This window comes from Chryseobacterium gotjawalense (assembly GCF_030012525.1).
GTDB classification, from domain to species: Bacteria; Bacteroidota; Bacteroidia; order Flavobacteriales; family Weeksellaceae; genus Kaistella; species Kaistella gotjawalense.
On record NZ_CP124855.1, the window covers coordinates 2,739,108 to 2,756,526 of the forward strand.

Sequence of the window (17,419 nt, forward strand, 5' to 3'; positions counted from 1 at the left end):
TTAAAAAAGGCGAGGTAGCTCAGTCGGTTAGAGCGCAGGATTCATAACCCTGAGGTCACGGGTTCAATTCCCGTCTTCGCTACAAAAAAGTCCAGTATTTTACTGGACTTTTTATTTTTGTGAAAATTCTGCTGATTTCCGTTTTACAATGTAATTTTCAGATACTGAATATCAGTAACTACCTCAATATTTTATTGCCGTTCGGCTTTCTGGATACTTCAATAAAAATCCATTTTAGTTGTCACAATTAGGGCTGTCAAAAAGGAGTGATGCCGAAAGAATAATTTCAGTTTTTATAAGTCAATTTTAACTGATTTTCATCAGAAATAACTTTGTTATTACAAAATTTATTTCTACATTTACAACGCTTTAAAGATGACGTCTGTTAGATTTAAGGCATAAATTTTTTTTCATCATTTGTGTTTTTAGAATCGCATCGTAAGGTGCGATTCTTTTTTTTTAACTCATTGATATCGGATAAGCAGATCGATGAAATAAGAATAAGCTATACTGCCATCCTGTTGGTTGCTTTTCAGAAATAAATCATTGGAGAAACCGAAAAACTCATTCAATAGCCCTTTGTGATTTTTAACGAAAAGTTTTTCTGCAATCCGGTCACGTTTCATTCCCATAGAGTAATTTTCTAAAACGGTTTCCGCAAACTTCTGGTCATGTTCTGCCAGATAATTAAGCAAAGATTTCAAAACAAAATATTCCGTACTGTATTTTAGATCTGCATTTTTCGAATCCCTGCCAATTAAAAAACCGATGAAATTGGCTTCCTGCTCTCTTGCGTAGCCCAATTGATGTGCGCTCTCATGCGACAGCGTAAAAGGAATATAAGTGGATGGCAGGGCAGCGTTATACTGCGCTTCAGCTGTAAACGGATTGTAGTATCCTAATATCCCGGTATAACTCATCATCGGTTTAAACAAACTCGATTTGAACGCTTGGGTTCCCGTCCCCTTCTTGTTATTTAAATAAGCGGGAAGCTGAGTCTGATTCTTCAGTATCTCCTCTTTAACAGGCAAATCGTTTGAAACAATGAAAACTCCATTCTGATCTTCTTTGACCAGCTTTCTTGTTTTTTTGCAGCGTTCAAGATATTCTAAGCTGAGGGTTTTTACGTCCTCGATATTGATCTCTTTTTCCGGTAATTTTTCTAAGAGCGGTTTCTGGAAGTAAAGCATTCCCCAAAAAATCTGATACGTAAAATAAAGAATATTAAGAAGGATTAATAATTTTAAAGAATATCTTTTCCGGCTTCTTTTTTTTATAATTTTAAAAATGAAAAAGAGAAAAATCGCCAGTAAAAAAATATAGAAAATATCACCGACAGAAAAAGGGATTATAGAAAAAAGGTGCTGATGAATTCTTTTCTGAAATTCAAAAATACTTTCAAAAAAACCGATGGCAAAATCAATTTTTGAAAGCATTAAAAACAAAACAAATTGGGCAAGTAATACACCTGCCCAAAATCTTTTATAATTGTAAATATGATTCTTTTTAATGAGCATTTTCTTTTTGAACCTGATCCAGACTGATTCCCTGCTCTTTCAATATTTTTGTTACCCGCAAAGCATAAAATACGAGATAGGCAAAACAAATAACACCCACGATATAGCTAAAATGAATATTAGTGAAATCAGCAAGCATTCCTTGCAGCCAGGAAACGATACCGCCACCCATAATCATCATAATTAAAAAACCAGAACCTTGGTTGGTGTGTTTTCCCAATCCATTAATTGCCAAAGCAAAGATGCATGGCCAAAGGGTGGAGCAAAATAATCCAACACTGGTGAAGGCATATACAGAGATCATTCCCGTGGTCATCATTCCGGTGATTAAGGACAGTATTCCCATTGATGAAAAGATCAGCAGCATTCTTGCAGGATTTCCTTTGCTTAAGATATCGCACGCAATCATTACCAGAATAATCACACCATAAATATAGAAATGGGATAAATCATGCTGTGCAATTGCATTGACCAAAAGGAAAACACCAAATGCTAAATAGGGAGCTAAAAATCTTAAGATCTTTTTTGAACCTGATGTGATGTCAAACGCTTCAACTGCACCGGTCCATCGGCCAATCATTAAAGATGCCCAGTATAAGGAAACGTACGGAGCAATATCTTTGGTTGAAAAACCCAGTGAGTTTTCCATGTAGGCCGGCAAATTACTTGCGGTAGATACTTCTACGCCGACATAGACGAAAATGGCAATCATTCCTAATACCAGTTGCGGATATTTCAAAGCAGAATCTCTGTGCTCACCAGGAACAACATCGTCTGTATCTTCTGTAATCGTTGGTGTAATTTGTGGAAGTGATGAGAATTTCAATAAAATTGCGACCAGAATGAACGCGCCTCCCAGAACCATATAAGGGATTTTTACAGATTCTATACTCGCTTCCGTATTAGAAGCGGTCGCCGAACCGAAAATAGCAAATGCGACGATTAATGGTCCAATCGTTGTTCCCAAATTATTAATTCCTCCCGCCATGGTAAGGCGTTGTGATCCCGTTTCAGTCGGTCCAATTTCAATTGCCAGCGGGTTGGCCACAATCTGTTGTAGCGAAAAGCCCAGTCCCAAAATAAATAACCCTGTAATCATTAAAGGAAAAGAACCCAGATTTGCTGCCGGATAAAACAGTAAGGTTCCCGATGCTGAGATGAGAAGTCCTAAGATCAAACCGTTTTTATATCCGATTTTATTAACTACATCCTGTTTTATGGCTTTAGAAATAAACATATAAATCAGTGATCCCACTGTATATGCGACATAAAATGCCACCGAAACCAGCTGACTTTGACCTTGGGAAAGATTAAATGCTTTTTTAAATACGGGGATCAAAATATCGTTGCTCGCCGCAACGAATCCCCAAAAGAAAAATACAGTTACCAAAGGTACAAATTGCCCCCAATTGGTTTGTTTAGAATAATTAGAATTTGTCGACATATTTATTTATTTCTTAAAAACAAATATAGCTATTTTAATTTCTCAAACTGAGCTTTTCAAAATGTTTTTGATCTTTTGGTGTGCTTCTGCTTTTAGCAATTCCGCAGACTGATTGGGTTCCAGCACATCATTGAAATAAACTTTCACTTTTCCCGGATGCCCTTTTCCATAATTGAAAGGAAACATCTCCTTTAAACCAACAAATGTGAATACGGCAATCGGGGACTGATGTTTCGATGAAAGTGTAAAAGCACCATCTTTAAAAGAATCCAGCAGTACCGAAGTGTCATCGGGTACCCCGCCCTCCGGAAAGATGACAATGCTTTGTCCTTCTTCCATTCTTTCTGCGCAACGGCGGTACACATCTGCACGGCTGCGGGCAGAAGACCGGTCGACCATCACACAAATCCTTTTATAAATCGTTCCAAAAATCGGAATCTTCACCAATTCCTTTTTCCCGACATAACACAGCGGATGGTGCGGCATCAGAATACACGGCAGCATCACATCCATAATAGAGGTGTGGTTGGAGACAAAAACATACGGTCGATTTTTATCCATCTTTTTATCGGTGAGGTTGATCAGCTCATAGCGGAATCCCATTCCGTAAAACATCCCGAAACACCATAAACGGATAAAAAAATAGGCATACGGATAATGTTCTTTTTTAATGGAGAACAGCAACACAGGGATGCCCAGAATCGGGGTCAGGACGGCTCCTAAAATCACCATCCAGCCTCGCCAGATATAATTCAAAACTTTTGTCATGTACTTTGAAAATTACTTTTTAGGTAAATTACAGAAGGGCTATTCATTACTCTAATGATTAACCATTGAAAATCACTTTTTTCTTCACCGAGTAATTCAAGACAGAAACCAACAGAATCGCTGCTGTTTTACTTATAACCGCCTGGCTGATAACGAAGAATCCTACATCGATATTCTCTTTGAACGCAAATCTAAAGAAAAGCTGGAAGAAAGTTAAACTCAGCAAAGTTGAGAAAAAAGAAACAAACATAAAGTAAGCAAATTCCTTGCGTTTTGAATGTTTGCCGCGCTCAAAAACAAACCAGATGCTCAGGAAATAATTAGTGATGATTCCGCAACTCGTTGAAAATATATTGCTTAGTGGGAAATGGATCCCGTAATAATTATTTTCTCCGGAAAAAATCAACGGCAGATATACGCTGAATATTTTAAATGAACCGATTTCAATGACAGCACTGAGCCCTCCCGCGATCACGAAAAGTAATACTTGTTTTTGTTTGAGTAAAAGTTCCTTCATATTAATTGTTGCAAATTTAAAACTATATGTTAAACAATCAGAAAAACTTGTTAAAATATTTTTTCGCTTTGATATATTGTTTACTTTTATTTTGTGAAAGAGAGATGTGTGAATGTAACTTTTTCATTTTTAATGAGTTAATGGAGTCTGAGACCAGAAGTAAGTTTTATAAACCAGTCAAAAATTTAATCAGGAAAAAACATGACCACACAAAGACCTTACCGAAAATTTACGCCTCAACAAAAGAAAATTGAGGAATTAGAGAAAAACAGCCCCCGATTCAAAAGAATATATTCCGAGTACGAACTGATGTCTGACGAATTATGGAATCTGGAAAATACCGACACAGCCAACATACCCGATGATTTTATGGAAGCGATAAAATTACAGACCGAATATTTAGAAGAAGAAATTGATGACTGGCTTTTAAATAATTCCCCAACGGTAGATTAACCCCTCAATACTGCGGTTTTTTACCGGTGCTCACTTTTTTTGAATCTGCCGTAGTTCTTCAATACCGGCTGATTAAATCAGAAGCTTTATCTTTGCAGAAATTGTCGAAGAATAGCTATGAACATCAATCTCAATCAAAATAAAAATCTGAAACTCTTTAAAATTATTTCAGAAGTTGCCGGGAAAAACAACCAAACGGTTTTTATTGTTGGCGGTTATGTGCGGGATTTATTGATGAAAAGAAAAACACCCACTGACATTGATTTTGTTACAGAAAGCAACGGAATCGATTTAGCAAAAGCTGTTGCACACGAAATTAGTCCCAAACTGAAAGTTTCTGTATTCAAAAATTACGGCACTGCAATGTTCAAACATGAAGGTCTTGATTTGGAATTCGTAGGCGCCCGGAAAGAAAGTTATGCTGAGGATTCCCGAAAGCCTTCTGTAGAAACCGGGACTTTGGAAGACGACCAGAAACGCAGGGATTTTACCATTAATGCCTTAGCGATCTCTTTAAATAAAGATAACTTCGGTGACCTGATCGATCCTTTTGACGGAATTAATGACATTAAGAAAAAAATCCTCCAAACTCCTTTAGAACCCAGCCAAACGTACTCAGACGATCCTTTGCGGATGATGCGCGCGATTCGGTTTGCATCCACTTTAAATTTCAAAATTGAAGAAAATTCTCTCAAAGCCATTCGGCAGGAAGCAGAACGAATAAGAATTGTTTCGCTGGAACGCATCATGGTGGAATTCAATAAAATTATGCTTTCCGAAAAACCTTCTCTGGGTTTGAAATTAATGGAACAAACCGGTTTAATGCAACTCATTATTCCTGAACTTACCGCATTAAAGGGAATTGAAGAAGTAGAAGGACAAACGCACAAAGATAATTTTTGGCATACGCTGGAAGTCGTTGATAATATTTCGGAAAACACGGATAATCTTTGGCTTCGATGGGCGGCTTTATTGCATGATATCGGAAAAGCGCCAACCAAAAAATTTGTTGACGGAACAGGCTGGACTTTCCACGGCCACGAATTTTTGGGTTCCAAAATGGTGAAAAATATTTTCTACCGTTTAAAACTACCGTTGGGAACCGACATGAAATATGTTCAGAAATTAGTGAAGTTATCCTCGAGACCTATTGCGCTGGTAGATGACGGAACTTCTGATTCGGCACTGCGACGACTTTTGTTTGATGCCGGCGAAGATCTGGAAGATTTGTTTATTCTGAACAAAGCCGATATTACCACCAAGAATTCTTCAAAACAGGCAAAGTTTAAAAAGAATTTCGAATATGTTGCTTTGAAAATTAAAGAAGTTGAAGAAAAAGATCAGGTTCGGAATTTTCAGCCACCCATTTCCGGAGAAGAAATTATGGAAATGTTTAATATTCAGCCCGGCAGAGAAATTGGGATTTTAAAGGAAAAAGTGAAAGAAGCCATTCTGGAAGGCGAAATCGGAAACGATAAAGAAGAAGCGAGAAATTTCGTGATTCGCGAAGGGGAATTATTGGGACTAATTCTGCAATAAATCCTCTTTGTAAAAGCAAATCAACTTTGCCAAAGTTCGAAACTTTGGCAAAGTTGATTTAAGTCTTTTATCTGTTTAAAATTGATATTGAGCACCAACGGTATAATTTCTTCCCTTGGTATTAAAGCCAATTACATCAACATAAGAAGTATTAAAAAGATTACCGATATTTACGAAAGCATCGACGTTTTTAATGATATTCTGATTGATATTTAAATTAAATAAATTGAAACTTTCTAATTCCACATTTTTGTTGGAAAAAGTAGTGGAATCGTAATAAGCATCAGCTCTTTTCGATACAAACTGATGAGCGAAATTAATTTTTGTAGTCGGAAAAGGCGATACTTCAAGATAAGAATTCACCCTTTGTTTCGGTTGACGGAGCATGGTTTCTTCTTTTTCTTTTTCCACGAAACTGAAATTTCCGCCCAGTTTAAACATTTCGCTGAACCGATAATCTGCGGCGATTTCAAAACCTTTTACTTTATTGTCTCCTACATTTTTAAATTGCCCTGCATAGGTTACAAAATCAACCGTCTGGTAAGCAAAAGCTTCTTTTTCCTGTCTTTGGAAAAGGCTTGCGGTAACATTCAGACTTCTGTCTTTTTTTCCGAAACTCAGATCGATTTCGTGTGAAGAATTGAGCTCAGGTTTCAGATCGGAATTCGGCAAAGTGTAAGGAAGCGAACCGTAGTTCTGGTAAAGAGTTGGGGCAATAAAAGCGGTCGCAAAGGAGTATCCAACTTTAAAATAGGTGTTTTCCATTTCATGCAGATAAAACGGATTGATATTGTACACGAAATGATTTCCAAATTTGGAATGATCGGTCATTCTGCTTCCAAGATCAAGATTTAAACCTTCATAATTGATGTTTGCCGTTGCGAAAACATCAAAATTATTGATTTTGGTATCGTTCATGATCAAATCATCCTGCATCGAATTTCCGCCCCATGGAAGAGATTTTGCGCCCAATTTTTGTGTTTCATATTGAAGTCCTACAATAAAACTGAAGTGATCAGAAACGGTATAGTGATTAAAAAATTCTGAGAAAAAAGTTCTTCCAGAATAACTGAATTGATCCTGGTAACCGTTTGAAACGAAGTTCTGTCCTAATCTTTCATTTCCGGAAAACCTTGTATTGAAGGTGATTTCACCTTTGTTGTATTTAAAGTTCGCATTTGCTCCGGCATAACTCTGCTCATCATTTCCCCGGTATTTTCCGTCGGTGAAAGCGCCTTCATCATAATCGAACAAATGATGATTCCATCCTCCATTCAAATTAATCGTGAAATTATCAGTTTTAAAGCCAAAATTGGCATTAATGTTTTGTTTTTCGAAACCGTCTTTATCGAAATTTTCGCCTGTAGCAGAAGAAAAACCTTCGGATTTTTCATTAAATCCTGAAATCTGATAATTGAACTGACTGAGTTTTCCGCGCAGAGCCAAATTTTGCGCAAACGTATCATAAGAACCGGCTCTCGCGCCTAAAGTTCCCTGAATTTTGTCCACTGAAGAAAATTTAGTTTTAATATTGATGACCGAAACCGTAGCATTTGAACCGTACAACACGGAAGATGCACCATTTAAAACCTCGATGCTTTCTACATTTTCTAAAGCCAAAAGCCGAAGGTCAGCCGCGTTGTAATCATTTCCTGTAACGTCTTTCAAAGGGATTCCATCAATTAAAATTAAAACATTGGCGCTTTTTCCACCGCGGATTTTCATTGATTTTGGCTCCTGAGCGTTGTTGAAATTTCCTGTAATTTGAATTCCGGCTACCTGGTCGAGGACATCGTTTACATTTTGACCTTTGTATTTCTGAAGATCCTCCTGGGAAATCAGTTTTACATTTTTTCCGGTTTTGTAAAGTTGTTGTGGTGTTTTTGAAGCGATGGTAACTTCTTCGATGGTAGATTCCTGTTGGGCAAAAACGGTTGTACTTACGACAAGCATTGCTCCAACCAGGATTAATTTTTTGTTCATTTAAAAAATAATTAGGTTAAAGATGACTTATCGGAAAAAATGCAGGTAAAAAAACAGAACTGAAAGTTCAGTAATTCACGACTCTTCCTCCGAAAGCGTTTAATAATAATACTTTCAGTAAGGTCTCCTGACTTTCACAAAACTGCACCTTCCCGATTGCTCAGTGGTTGTATCGCAGTTTCACTAATGGTGATTTACAGTTGCGGGGACAGTTTGTGATTTGCACACAATTCCCTTTTCTAAAAGCAGGGCAAAGGTATTGTTTATTTTTTATACCACGAAAACTTCTGAACGCTCAGATTCTTCTTTTCTCATTTTTATGAAATCATTGGGGCGGAGGCCTGTTTGTTCGTAGAAAATATTCGAAAAACTCTGTCTGTTGTTAAAACCGCATGCACTTGCGATGTCTTCAACAGAATATTTCCGCCATTCTTTGTCAATATACATTTTTTCTGTGGCGTAATTGATCCTTAGTTTATTGATATACGTATTGAAATTACTTTCTTTAAACTCATTGATAAACTGGGAGATATAGCTGGTGTTGGTTCCGAATTGGGTGGCCAGTTTTACGGAGGTAATTCCTTTTTCCAGAAAGCCTTTGTTCTTTTCAAATTCAGCGAAATTTTTCTTGAGATTCAGAATTATTTTTGGTTCCAGTTTAGAATTCTTGTTAGGGATTTCTTCGGTACTGTTATTTTTTTCTACGGATTTAGAGGTATTTCTTTTCAATAACAATTCGTCGTATTTTTTCTGGATTTCTTTTTTTCTTTTGAGCCAGTAAAAAACAATACAACCCAAAATTAATATAACAAAAGCACTTAATAGCAGCAAATATTTACCGAAATTATTCGTGTTTTCTAAATCTGTTTTCGCTTGCAATAATGTTTTGGTATCGTAATCTTTATGTATACGGCTAGAAAGATATTTGAAATCGTTGGCAATGATACGGTCTGTTTTTAAGAGTTGTTTCGTATAATACAATTCCTGTTGTGGGATATTCTGTTTTTTATAATATTGAATGAGTTCTTCATAATTCCTGCGGATTTCTGGCAGTATGAAATGATGTTGATTAAAAATAGAATCTACTTTTTTATAATCTTCAATGGCTTTTTCTTGATTTCCTGATTGAGCATAACTCAAACCTCTATAAAAATGGACAACCGATGCCCAAGTAAAATCATCTTTCTCCTTTAATCCTAGAAGTGATTGATTGAAATCAGAAATAGCTCCCTCATAATTCTTTCTTTTAAATTCCGAAATTCCTTTAGCTTTTTCAAAATAACTTTTCTCTAAATAAAAAAAATCAGCTTTTGGCGTTTTTCTTAAGCCTTCTTTTATTCGTTTTTCAGCTTCTTTGTCATTTCCTATTGCTTGGTAGCAAATAATTATTTGATGCAGTGAGTTGAGATAACCTTTTTGATTGTTCAGAATTAAATTTTTATGAATATTTGCTTTTGTGTTCGGTTCGAAATAGGCAATACATTCTTCAAACAATTCTAATGCTTCGTGATAATAGCCCAGGTAACTTTTAACAACGCCAATATGATAAAGATTTTGGTATTTTAAAAATTGATCGTCTGCATTTTTGGTGTATTGATATGCTTTAAGGTATTCGTCCAAAGCAGGCTGAAACTTTCTGTACGTAGAATAATAAACTGCTCCTTTTTCGATATGTGAACTGCCTATTAGATCTTTGTTTCCTGATAATTGAGCAGCGACAATGGCACTGTCTGCATATTGAATTTTTTTGTTCGAAGAATATCTTATGGCATCAGCATAAGCTTGGTACAGCTCGGCATAATTTTTTTCTTTTTTTGCAGAACTAATATAAAGTTCGAGAATGGTAAATGCTCTTGCGTCATGCACATCATATTCCCAATATTTCTTGCGTAATTCTGAATAATATTCTTGTGAGGAAAATGGAGAAAGAATAAAAAGAATAAATAATAATAGAGTTTTTCTAACCATTGTGTTTTTTAGTTCATTTTTCAGATGATTAATATTCCAAAAATAGTCAATTTATACTGATAAAGTAAGTCTGGTTTTAAAATAATCCTATTTTACAAGTATTTTTAAATGATTGATAATGATATTGTTGAATGCTAATTGTGTAAAAATTTATAAATCTTTACGTAAAGATTTATAAATCGACCCCACTACTTTTTGCAGATATGGTTAGGTGCTGATAGATTAGCAAAATAAATAATCAACAGATATGTTTCCTTTCCTGAAAACAAATAGAGGAAATAATGAAAAAACTTTATCAGATGAATTAAAAGATATTAAAAATAACCAACCATTTATATTCCGTGACCCTTATTTTAAATTAAGTAGAAGTCAAACTTTACAAAGTGATTTTGACGTACGAATCTCTATTTTCAATGATGATATTTCTTATTGGATAAATGAAATTAATACGGAAGTTAATCAGTTTTATGAAGACAATTTTAAAAATACTGGCGATAAGGAAATTAGAATTTCATTAGAATATAAAGATGAAAATAAGTTAAAGTTTAGTAATGGATTTCCTCAATTTTACAAAGAAAGAGAGAGATGGTATAATTTTGTAGGTTTTAATGAACCGCATATTTCAATAAAAATTGAAATTAAAAAAGAAGACGGAACATTTACTCCAATTCCTAAACCACAGTCATACTTTAATGAAGCTAAATTGACTAGTATTGGGTTAGCGGTTCGTTTTACCTTGCTTTTAGATTTTATTCGTCCAGATTTTGAAGGCAAATTTTTGGCTTTAGATGATTTGTTGGTCAGTTTAGATATGAGTAATCGGGATAAGGTTTTGGATATAATTCTGAATGTTTTTGCACCTAAATACAAGATCTACCTTTTTACGCACGAAAGAAGCTTTTTTAATATGGTGAAAAGGAGAATTGAATATTCAGGAAACTCTTCATTTTGGAAGATTAGAGAATTGTATCAAGTGAAAAATGATGAGGGAATTTATTCCCCAAAAGACTTTCCTTCTAAAGGATTTTTTGCACAAGCTTTACAACATAAAAATTCATATCCTCCAGATTACCCTGCGTCTATGAATTATCTTAGGAAAGAACTAGAACAAATTTTAGAAAATTATCTACCTAAAGAACTATTTAAAAATGACGATGGAAGTGATAAGAAAAAATTAAATGATAAAATGATTTCTGTTAAGAAGTTTTTTGAGTCATTACATATAGATAATTCTATTTTAAATTTAATTGATGATTACATTGCTTTGCTCCTAAATCCTTTGTCTCACAGTGATCTAATCAGTGAAATATATAAAGTTGATGTCGAAAAAATATTGTTGTTAGTTGAGAGTTTACGTACACAGTGTGAAACATTAGAACCTCGTATTAAAAAAATTATTTCTAGAAATCAAAAAATAATATTAGTACTTCAAAAAAATACTACTACAATAAACGAATACATTATAACAGTCGAAGATGATGTGTTTTTACACAATGTTTCACCGGGCGTAACAAACATCAGTACAACAAAATTAATTCATGAAATGGTTTGTTACGAGATAGTTAACAATGTGAAAGGTAGAGACCATACCTTAGCAATAAATGCTACACAAGCTTCAAACTTGCAATCATTTTATGAAATTTCTTGTAATAAAGAAGGCATTACGATAGAATCTGATTTTTACAAGTATTACTTTTTATTTAATAAGTCTGTAAATATTTCACAACTAATGACTCGATAATGAACCAAAAAATCTTAGAAGTCCTCATTCCAAAATTAGAATCAAAATGGTTTTCCATTCCTATAAAACCATTTATTTCAATTAAAGAGTTAGCAATACAGCTCGAAAGAAAATCTGGCATCTATCAAATAAAAACAAATACTCCTATTGAAATTCTTTCAAAATATGGTGAAGAAAGAAAAGACAAAGCACATTATAATTTTCAAAAAAAGATAAAAGAATCCTTAAAACTACAATCCCTAATTATTCCAGAAGATTTAGAAAACGGATATGTGGTTTATACAGGTCATCAAGCATACCTCAGACAACGCTGCAAAGAACATTTCATAGGAAGTCAAGGTACAGGTTGCCTAAATATCTTCGAATTTGAAGAATTAAAAAATTATAAATGGTGGTTTGAATATTTGGAAGTTTCAAATTTTCCAGAAGTAGAGAATTCAAAATTATTTAGAACCTATTTAGAACAACTACATCGTGCACATATTGGATGGCCAATTTTGTGTAGTCAATAAGTGGTATACGGGATTTTTAAGAAACCTTTATATTTTAAATTTCGAAATTTCTTTACACTCGCAGTACAAATAAGATAATAAATTATGAAAATCTTATTTCTTCAAATAAGATAATTGCCGTTTAACACCAGTAATATTAATTCGATATTGAACCATTTCTAAACTACAATTATAATGCTCTGCAATATCATTTAATGTCATTCTTTTTTTTAACGAATATAGTAAAGCTGGTCTTGGCAATTGTAAAGAAGAACCCAACCATTCTGCTTCATCTTCATGTTCTGCATTAAAATTTCTTAAGAACCCTGATAATCCAGTGTTTTTTGCTTGTTCAGGTATCTTATGCCCACAAAGTATATGAGCTATTTCATGCATTAAATTACTTTGTTGCCTTGCTGGGGAATGTGTAGGGTTGTGAATAATTATATATTTTCCTTCATTTAATGGAATTGTAGCTGCTGACCAATGTGTAGAACCATCTACTAATAACTCATTTAAAAACTCTTCGGACAGTCCTTGAACAGCAGAAGGTTCAAAAATTGGAATCTTTAAAAATTCACATAATTTAAAAGCGCACAAAGGAGAGGAAGCATATAATCCTAACTGCTTCCTTAATTCAATGACTTTTTCATCTGTCCATTTCTTAAAACCTCTTTTATATTTGGCTTTCTTTTGTTGCAGAGGCATAAGCTAAATTTATCATTTGTATTAAAGCTTCGGAAGTTGTTGGAGGCAAGGTTTTGTCTGCTCTTAAATGTGCTATAACTTCGTTTTGTACATCTTCAAGACTTGAATTCGAATTAGTAAAATAATCCGTTGAAACCTCTAACCAGTCACATAATCTCAAATAAGTATCGATATCAGGTAAATTCCCTTGCTCAATTCGTGAAAGTGTGGATGCACTAACTCCTATTTCGGAAGCAAGCACTCTCAAACCCTTACTTCCTCTTTTTGACTTAATCATTTCTGAAAATCTTTGAGTATCTAATGAAGTGCTCATTGTTAATAACTTTTAGTTAATTGTGAATAATGTTTCAGCAAAAGTACAAATGTTTCTTTGGTAAAACAAATTTAATTCGTTTCTTTGTAGAAACATTTGTATTATATATGAAACAATACTTTTGTTGAACAAATATAATGATTTCGTCAAATCTTTCATGTCGAGAAGTTGAAAGAATAATTTTTAACCAAACAATTGTAAAACGATGGCAATAAATCCACCAAAAGACAATTCTAGAAAAGGTGCTGTAAAAGACAGAACTCAAGTACATAATCCTAAAACAGGATTTTGGACGAAGAGAGATTCTGATACAGGCAGATTTATGGATGTGAAAACATCAAGTCCGAAGCCTTTTAAAGGAATTACCAAAGAAAAGTAAGCATGTACTAAAAGTGTGCTTGGTTAAGTTTTTCGACCAAAAGTGAAAAACAAAGTGTTCAATATTAAAATTAATGCTTATGCAAAGATTTTTACAAAAAAATGATAGTATAAGTCTATGCTATAAAGATAGTTGCATTCATGCAAAAGGTTCAAATGCTAATGTTTTAGCTATTGGTGCTTTTGCAATGCTGTTACTTATTGGTGTAGCTTCATTATCAAAAGTAAATTAAAAACGTTTAGGGGTGAAACGCCCCTTTTATTAACACCAAAATATATTTTAAAATTATGATTTTAGAAAAACATAGTAAAAAGTTTAGTGAAAACTCTTCTGAAAATTACATTACACAGAAGCAGTTATTGAGATTATTAGCTAATCAAGAAATTTTTAAGAATGAACTTGTAAATTTATTTCAAATTGAGGAAGAAGCAATTGAAGTTTTACAAATAGGAAACTCAAAATTTTTAGTTGAATCTTTACTGATATTAGATTCTCAATGTAAAAAAACGGATATAAAAGCAAAAGTTAAAGATATACAACTCAAAAAAATGCTTGAAGATGAAAAAGCTTTATTTGAAGTTTTTAAAATTCAAGATGAAGAAATAATCAAGAAGAATAAATCAGATTTACTTGAAGTTGAAACAGCATATTCGGCAAAACAAGATATGTTAGACTACTATAATTTAAGTAAGTTTGCTAACTATTGCAGAGATAAAGAGTATGAAGATTTGATTGATGTTATAAAGAAATATCTAAAAAACAAAAACAAAGATAATAATGATGAAAAAAGTTTAAGACTTCTTTATAAAAATGAAGAAAATAAATTTTATTTAAGAGCAGTAACATCAGTAGATAATTATCAAGATTTTGGATTAAACTTCTCTGTATTTGTAGCTTTGATTGCATTAAATAAATATGTAAAGGAATCGAAAAACGAAATTTATATTGATAATTACGTTGTTGACGATTCAAATCTTTATGCTTCTTTTAGTTTATCTAATGAAAAACAGATAGACAAAAACCTTAGTTTAGCATTCAATCTAATATTAGAGAATGATGAAATTAAGAGAAATGCTGTTTCTTTCAATGGCGTATTCAAACTCCAATATAAAGATGGAAACAAAAAAAGTGAGATCTATTTAAAACCAAAAGGCGTTAAAAAAGAAGATATTGCCTATCCTGTTGATTTATTGAACTATAAGCATACAGGAAATACCAAAAATGTGTTTGAAAAAATTAAAGAATTACCTAATTTAATTGATTTTTTCATTACGCAAGTTTCAGAAGATGCAACAAAAATTTCAGAAATAAAAAGTCCTAAAGATGTTAGACTCCATTTAGCAAATAAAATTAAAAATGCTAGAAAACCTGAATTTCAAAAATACAAGGCACCAGTATTTAATAAACTAATGAAGATGACGGTTGATAATACATTTAATTTGTTTGAAATTTTTAGAGAAATAGATGAACTGTTTGAAAATGATGATGTAATTTCAAGAGATTATTGGAGAGAAAAACTTTATGAATCTTTAATTGAAAGAAAATAGAGAATGAGCATATTTCCGTAAAAATTTGTTTTGGTAAAGAGAATGAAAATAGACATCTTGTAATCCACTCAGTTTATAATTCGAATAATTTCATTGTAATGCTTTTCATTCCCTAAATTAAGTTCATCGTAATGGAAACTGTAAAACGATTATTTAGTGTTCTGAATATGAATAAATAAGTAATAATTTCGCCATTAATTGTGAGTATAAAATATTAGCGAAGATTCTTTGATAATGAACTGAAAAGGGATTTATAGAAGAATTATTAAACTATTTATTTAAATTGAATTTTGTCGCAAATATTTCCTAAATTTGCGACAATAATATATACAATACAACATGGAAAGTATTGATAATAAAATACTTGATAAAATAAAAAAAGCCAAGAGGGGTTCGCTTTTTTATACAGAAGATTTTCTTTCATTTGGGAACTATAAAGCTGTTTCCAAAGTATTAGAGCGCTTGGTTAATGGAAAGAAAGTTTATCGAGTTGCAAGAGGTATTTTTTCTATTTTAGAGCAAGATCCCTATTTAGGTGAGATTTTGCCGACGGCAGAAAAGATTGCAGAATCTATAAGAAAAAGAGACAAAGCTCGAATTATACCAACAGGTGTCTTGGCTCTTAATAAACTTGGATTGTCTTCACAAATACCAATGAATCTGGTGTATCATACAGACGGATCGGCTAGAACTGTCAAGGTAGGAAATCGGAAAATTGTTTTCAAAAAAGCAAGTCCCAAAAATTTAGCTGCGATTGGGAATATCAGCGGTATTGTAATTCAGGCTTTAAAAGAAATAGGAAAAGACAATGTCACAGATGATGAAATTCAAACGATTTTAAATCACTTAAAAAATGAAGAACCATACCGTTTAGAACATGACATCAAATTAGCTCCCGAATGGATTAGAATTATTATGCGCAAAGCCTTAACAAAATAAGATGAAAAATAAATTTCTGAGCTTACCGGAAGAAACAAGAATCAATGCATTCAATCAAATAGCAGAAAAGAAAGGAATTACACCCTTCGCTGTGGAAAAAGATTGGTGGGTTACGCAAAGCTTGTCTATAATATTTGCCATGGAGGAAGCTGAGTTCTTAGTTTTCAAAGGTGGTACATCATTAAGTAAATCGTGGAATCTAATTCAAAGGTTTTCTGAAGATGTTGATTTGGCAATTGATAGAGAATTTTTGGGTTTTACTGAAATCCCTAAAAGAAAAACTAATCTTAGAAAGAAATCTGGAAAATTCGTAGCTGAAGAATTTTATCCCAAGCTACAGAAATGTTTTGAAGATAAAGGCATTGCAGAAGATGTTATATTTACCCTTGAAAATGTTCAGTCATCAGATCAAGATCCACGAATCATTAATATTTACTATCCTTCCATCATTGAAACCAAAGGATATTTGAATCCACGAGTACAAATTGAAATAGGTTGCAGGTCATTAAAAGAACCTTTTTCTAATTGTTTGATTTCTTCTTTTGTTGATCAGGAATATAAAGATCTAGATTTTTCATCTGATGAATTTCTTGTACCTTCTGTTAATCCGGAGAGAACATTTTTGGAGAAAATATTCTTACTACATGAAGAATTTCAGAAACCACATGATAAAATTAGAGTAAATCGTTTGAGTAGACATTTATACGATATTTACTCTCTTTATCATTCTGAGTTTAAAGATAAAGCGCTACAAGATGAGGATTTATATAAAACTATTGTACATCACAGAATTGAGTTTACCAAAGTTGCTGGTGTTGATTACTCACTACACAATCCTCAAACCATAAATCCAATTCCTCCGGATTCAATTATCAAGCAATGGGAAGAAGATTATGAAACCATGAAATCAGAGATGTTGTATAGTGAACACAGACCTGAATTTTCTGAGATAATTGATACACTCGAAAAGCTAAAGTCTGAAATTAATAAATTGGAATGGGTTGTTTTTTAGAGGTAACTGATCCTGAAATAGTTATCTAAAATATTCTTATCTTGGAGTAATTCTATATAAGGTAATTTTCTATTGATTTCTACTTGTTTTTGAAATCGGG

17 protein-coding genes, 1 tRNA gene and 1 riboswitch are annotated in these 17,419 nt (G+C 33.2%); of the genes, 10 read left to right on the plus strand and 8 right to left on the minus strand.

The window, feature by feature from the left end; genetic code table 11:
* Window positions 1–8: 8 nt before the first annotated feature.
* Window positions 9–82: transfer RNA gene (locus tag QGN23_RS12555), tRNA-Met, on the plus strand.
* Window positions 83–464: 382 nt separating this feature from the next.
* On the opposite strand, the gene QGN23_RS12560 is transcribed toward QGN23_RS12555, so the two are convergent.
* From QGN23_RS12560 to QGN23_RS12575, 4 genes are read right to left on the minus strand one after another with little or no spacing between them, the layout of a single operon-like run.
* Window positions 465–1,517, minus strand: a complete 1,053-nt coding sequence (locus QGN23_RS12560) for a DUF3810 domain-containing protein (protein WP_317622306.1) — start codon at window positions 1,515–1,517, stop codon at window positions 465–467.
* A complete protein-coding gene (locus tag QGN23_RS12565; protein WP_282904612.1) occupies window positions 1,507–2,961 on the minus strand; it encodes an MFS transporter in 1,455 nt (484 codons plus the stop codon). Before QGN23_RS12565 ends, QGN23_RS12560 begins: the two co-directional genes overlap by 11 nt.
* Window positions 2,962–3,003: 42 nt before the next feature.
* Complete coding sequence (locus QGN23_RS12570; RefSeq protein ID WP_133439658.1) at window positions 3,004–3,729, minus strand: lysophospholipid acyltransferase family protein; 726 nt, start codon at window positions 3,727–3,729, stop codon at window positions 3,004–3,006.
* Between the two features lie 58 nt (window positions 3,730–3,787).
* Window positions 3,788–4,246, minus strand: a complete 459-nt coding sequence (locus tag QGN23_RS12575) for a GtrA family protein (RefSeq protein ID WP_133439659.1) — start codon at window positions 4,244–4,246, stop codon at window positions 3,788–3,790.
* Between the two features lie 201 nt (window positions 4,247–4,447).
* On the opposite strand from QGN23_RS12575, the gene QGN23_RS12580 reads away from it, so the two are divergent.
* Both QGN23_RS12580 and QGN23_RS12585 read left to right on the plus strand, forming a co-directional pair.
* Window positions 4,448–4,699 (plus strand): hypothetical protein, encoded by a 252-nt coding sequence (locus tag QGN23_RS12580; protein ID WP_133439660.1) that lies wholly within the window; start codon window positions 4,448–4,450, stop codon window positions 4,697–4,699.
* Between the two features lie 117 nt (window positions 4,700–4,816).
* Window positions 4,817–6,238 (plus strand): CCA tRNA nucleotidyltransferase, encoded by a 1,422-nt coding sequence (locus QGN23_RS12585; RefSeq protein ID WP_282904613.1) that lies wholly within the window; start codon window positions 4,817–4,819, stop codon window positions 6,236–6,238.
* A 75-nt stretch (window positions 6,239–6,313) separates the two neighbouring features.
* On the opposite strand, the gene QGN23_RS12590 is transcribed toward QGN23_RS12585, so the two are convergent.
* Both QGN23_RS12590 and QGN23_RS12595 read right to left on the minus strand, forming a co-directional pair.
* The gene (locus QGN23_RS12590; protein ID WP_282904614.1) at window positions 6,314–8,221 is read right to left on the minus strand and encodes a TonB-dependent receptor plug domain-containing protein; all 1,908 of its coding nucleotides are present in this window, start codon (window positions 8,219–8,221) and stop codon (window positions 6,314–6,316) included.
* Between the two features lie 100 nt (window positions 8,222–8,321).
* Window positions 8,322–8,515: riboswitch (cobalamin riboswitch) on the minus strand.
* Window positions 8,492–10,189 carry an AraC family transcriptional regulator gene (locus QGN23_RS12595; RefSeq protein WP_282904615.1) on the minus strand — a complete coding sequence of 566 codons (1,698 nt, stop codon included), beginning with the start codon at window positions 10,187–10,189 and terminating at the stop codon, window positions 8,492–8,494. Its footprint overlaps the riboswitch before it by 24 nt.
* A 247-nt stretch (window positions 10,190–10,436) precedes the next feature.
* Between QGN23_RS12595 and QGN23_RS12600 the strand changes: the two genes are divergently transcribed.
* Both QGN23_RS12600 and QGN23_RS12605 read left to right on the plus strand, forming a co-directional pair.
* Window positions 10,437–11,930, plus strand: coding sequence for a hypothetical protein (locus tag QGN23_RS12600; protein ID WP_282904616.1), 1,494 nt, complete (start codon window positions 10,437–10,439; stop codon window positions 11,928–11,930).
* Window positions 11,930–12,442 carry a hypothetical protein gene (locus QGN23_RS12605; protein WP_282904617.1) on the plus strand — a complete coding sequence of 171 codons (513 nt, stop codon included), beginning with the start codon at window positions 11,930–11,932 and terminating at the stop codon, window positions 12,440–12,442. The genes QGN23_RS12600 and QGN23_RS12605 overlap by 1 nt, the downstream gene beginning before the upstream one ends.
* Window positions 12,443–12,535: 93 nt before the next feature.
* Here QGN23_RS12605 and QGN23_RS12610 read toward each other — a convergent pair whose 3' ends face one another.
* Both QGN23_RS12610 and QGN23_RS12615 read right to left on the minus strand, forming a co-directional pair.
* Window positions 12,536–13,129: an ImmA/IrrE family metallo-endopeptidase gene (locus tag QGN23_RS12610; RefSeq protein ID WP_282904618.1), complete on the minus strand. Its 594-nt coding sequence runs from the start codon at window positions 13,127–13,129 to the stop codon at window positions 12,536–12,538.
* Window positions 13,098–13,442 (minus strand): helix-turn-helix domain-containing protein, encoded by a 345-nt coding sequence (locus QGN23_RS12615; RefSeq protein ID WP_282904619.1) that lies wholly within the window; start codon window positions 13,440–13,442, stop codon window positions 13,098–13,100. Before QGN23_RS12615 ends, QGN23_RS12610 begins: the two co-directional genes overlap by 32 nt.
* A 205-nt stretch (window positions 13,443–13,647) precedes the next feature.
* On the opposite strand from QGN23_RS12615, the gene QGN23_RS12620 reads away from it, so the two are divergent.
* The 5 genes from QGN23_RS12620 (at window position 13,648) to QGN23_RS12640 (ending at window position 17,319) form a co-directional block, all read left to right on the plus strand.
* The gene (locus QGN23_RS12620; RefSeq protein ID WP_282904620.1) at window positions 13,648–13,821 is read left to right on the plus strand and encodes a hypothetical protein; all 174 of its coding nucleotides are present in this window, start codon (window positions 13,648–13,650) and stop codon (window positions 13,819–13,821) included.
* Between the two features lie 79 nt (window positions 13,822–13,900).
* Window positions 13,901–14,053: a hypothetical protein gene (locus QGN23_RS12625; protein WP_282904621.1), complete on the plus strand. Its 153-nt coding sequence runs from the start codon at window positions 13,901–13,903 to the stop codon at window positions 14,051–14,053.
* Window positions 14,054–14,108: 55 nt separating this feature from the next.
* Window positions 14,109–15,368 carry a hypothetical protein gene (locus QGN23_RS12630; protein ID WP_282904622.1) on the plus strand — a complete coding sequence of 420 codons (1,260 nt, stop codon included), beginning with the start codon at window positions 14,109–14,111 and terminating at the stop codon, window positions 15,366–15,368.
* Between the two features lie 339 nt (window positions 15,369–15,707).
* Window positions 15,708–16,307, plus strand: a complete 600-nt coding sequence (locus QGN23_RS12635) for a DUF6088 family protein (protein ID WP_282904623.1) — start codon at window positions 15,708–15,710, stop codon at window positions 16,305–16,307.
* Window position 16,308: 1 nt separating this feature from the next.
* Window positions 16,309–17,319 carry a nucleotidyl transferase AbiEii/AbiGii toxin family protein gene (locus QGN23_RS12640; RefSeq protein ID WP_282904624.1) on the plus strand — a complete coding sequence of 337 codons (1,011 nt, stop codon included), beginning with the start codon at window positions 16,309–16,311 and terminating at the stop codon, window positions 17,317–17,319.
* Window positions 17,320–17,419: the final 100 nt, after the last annotated feature.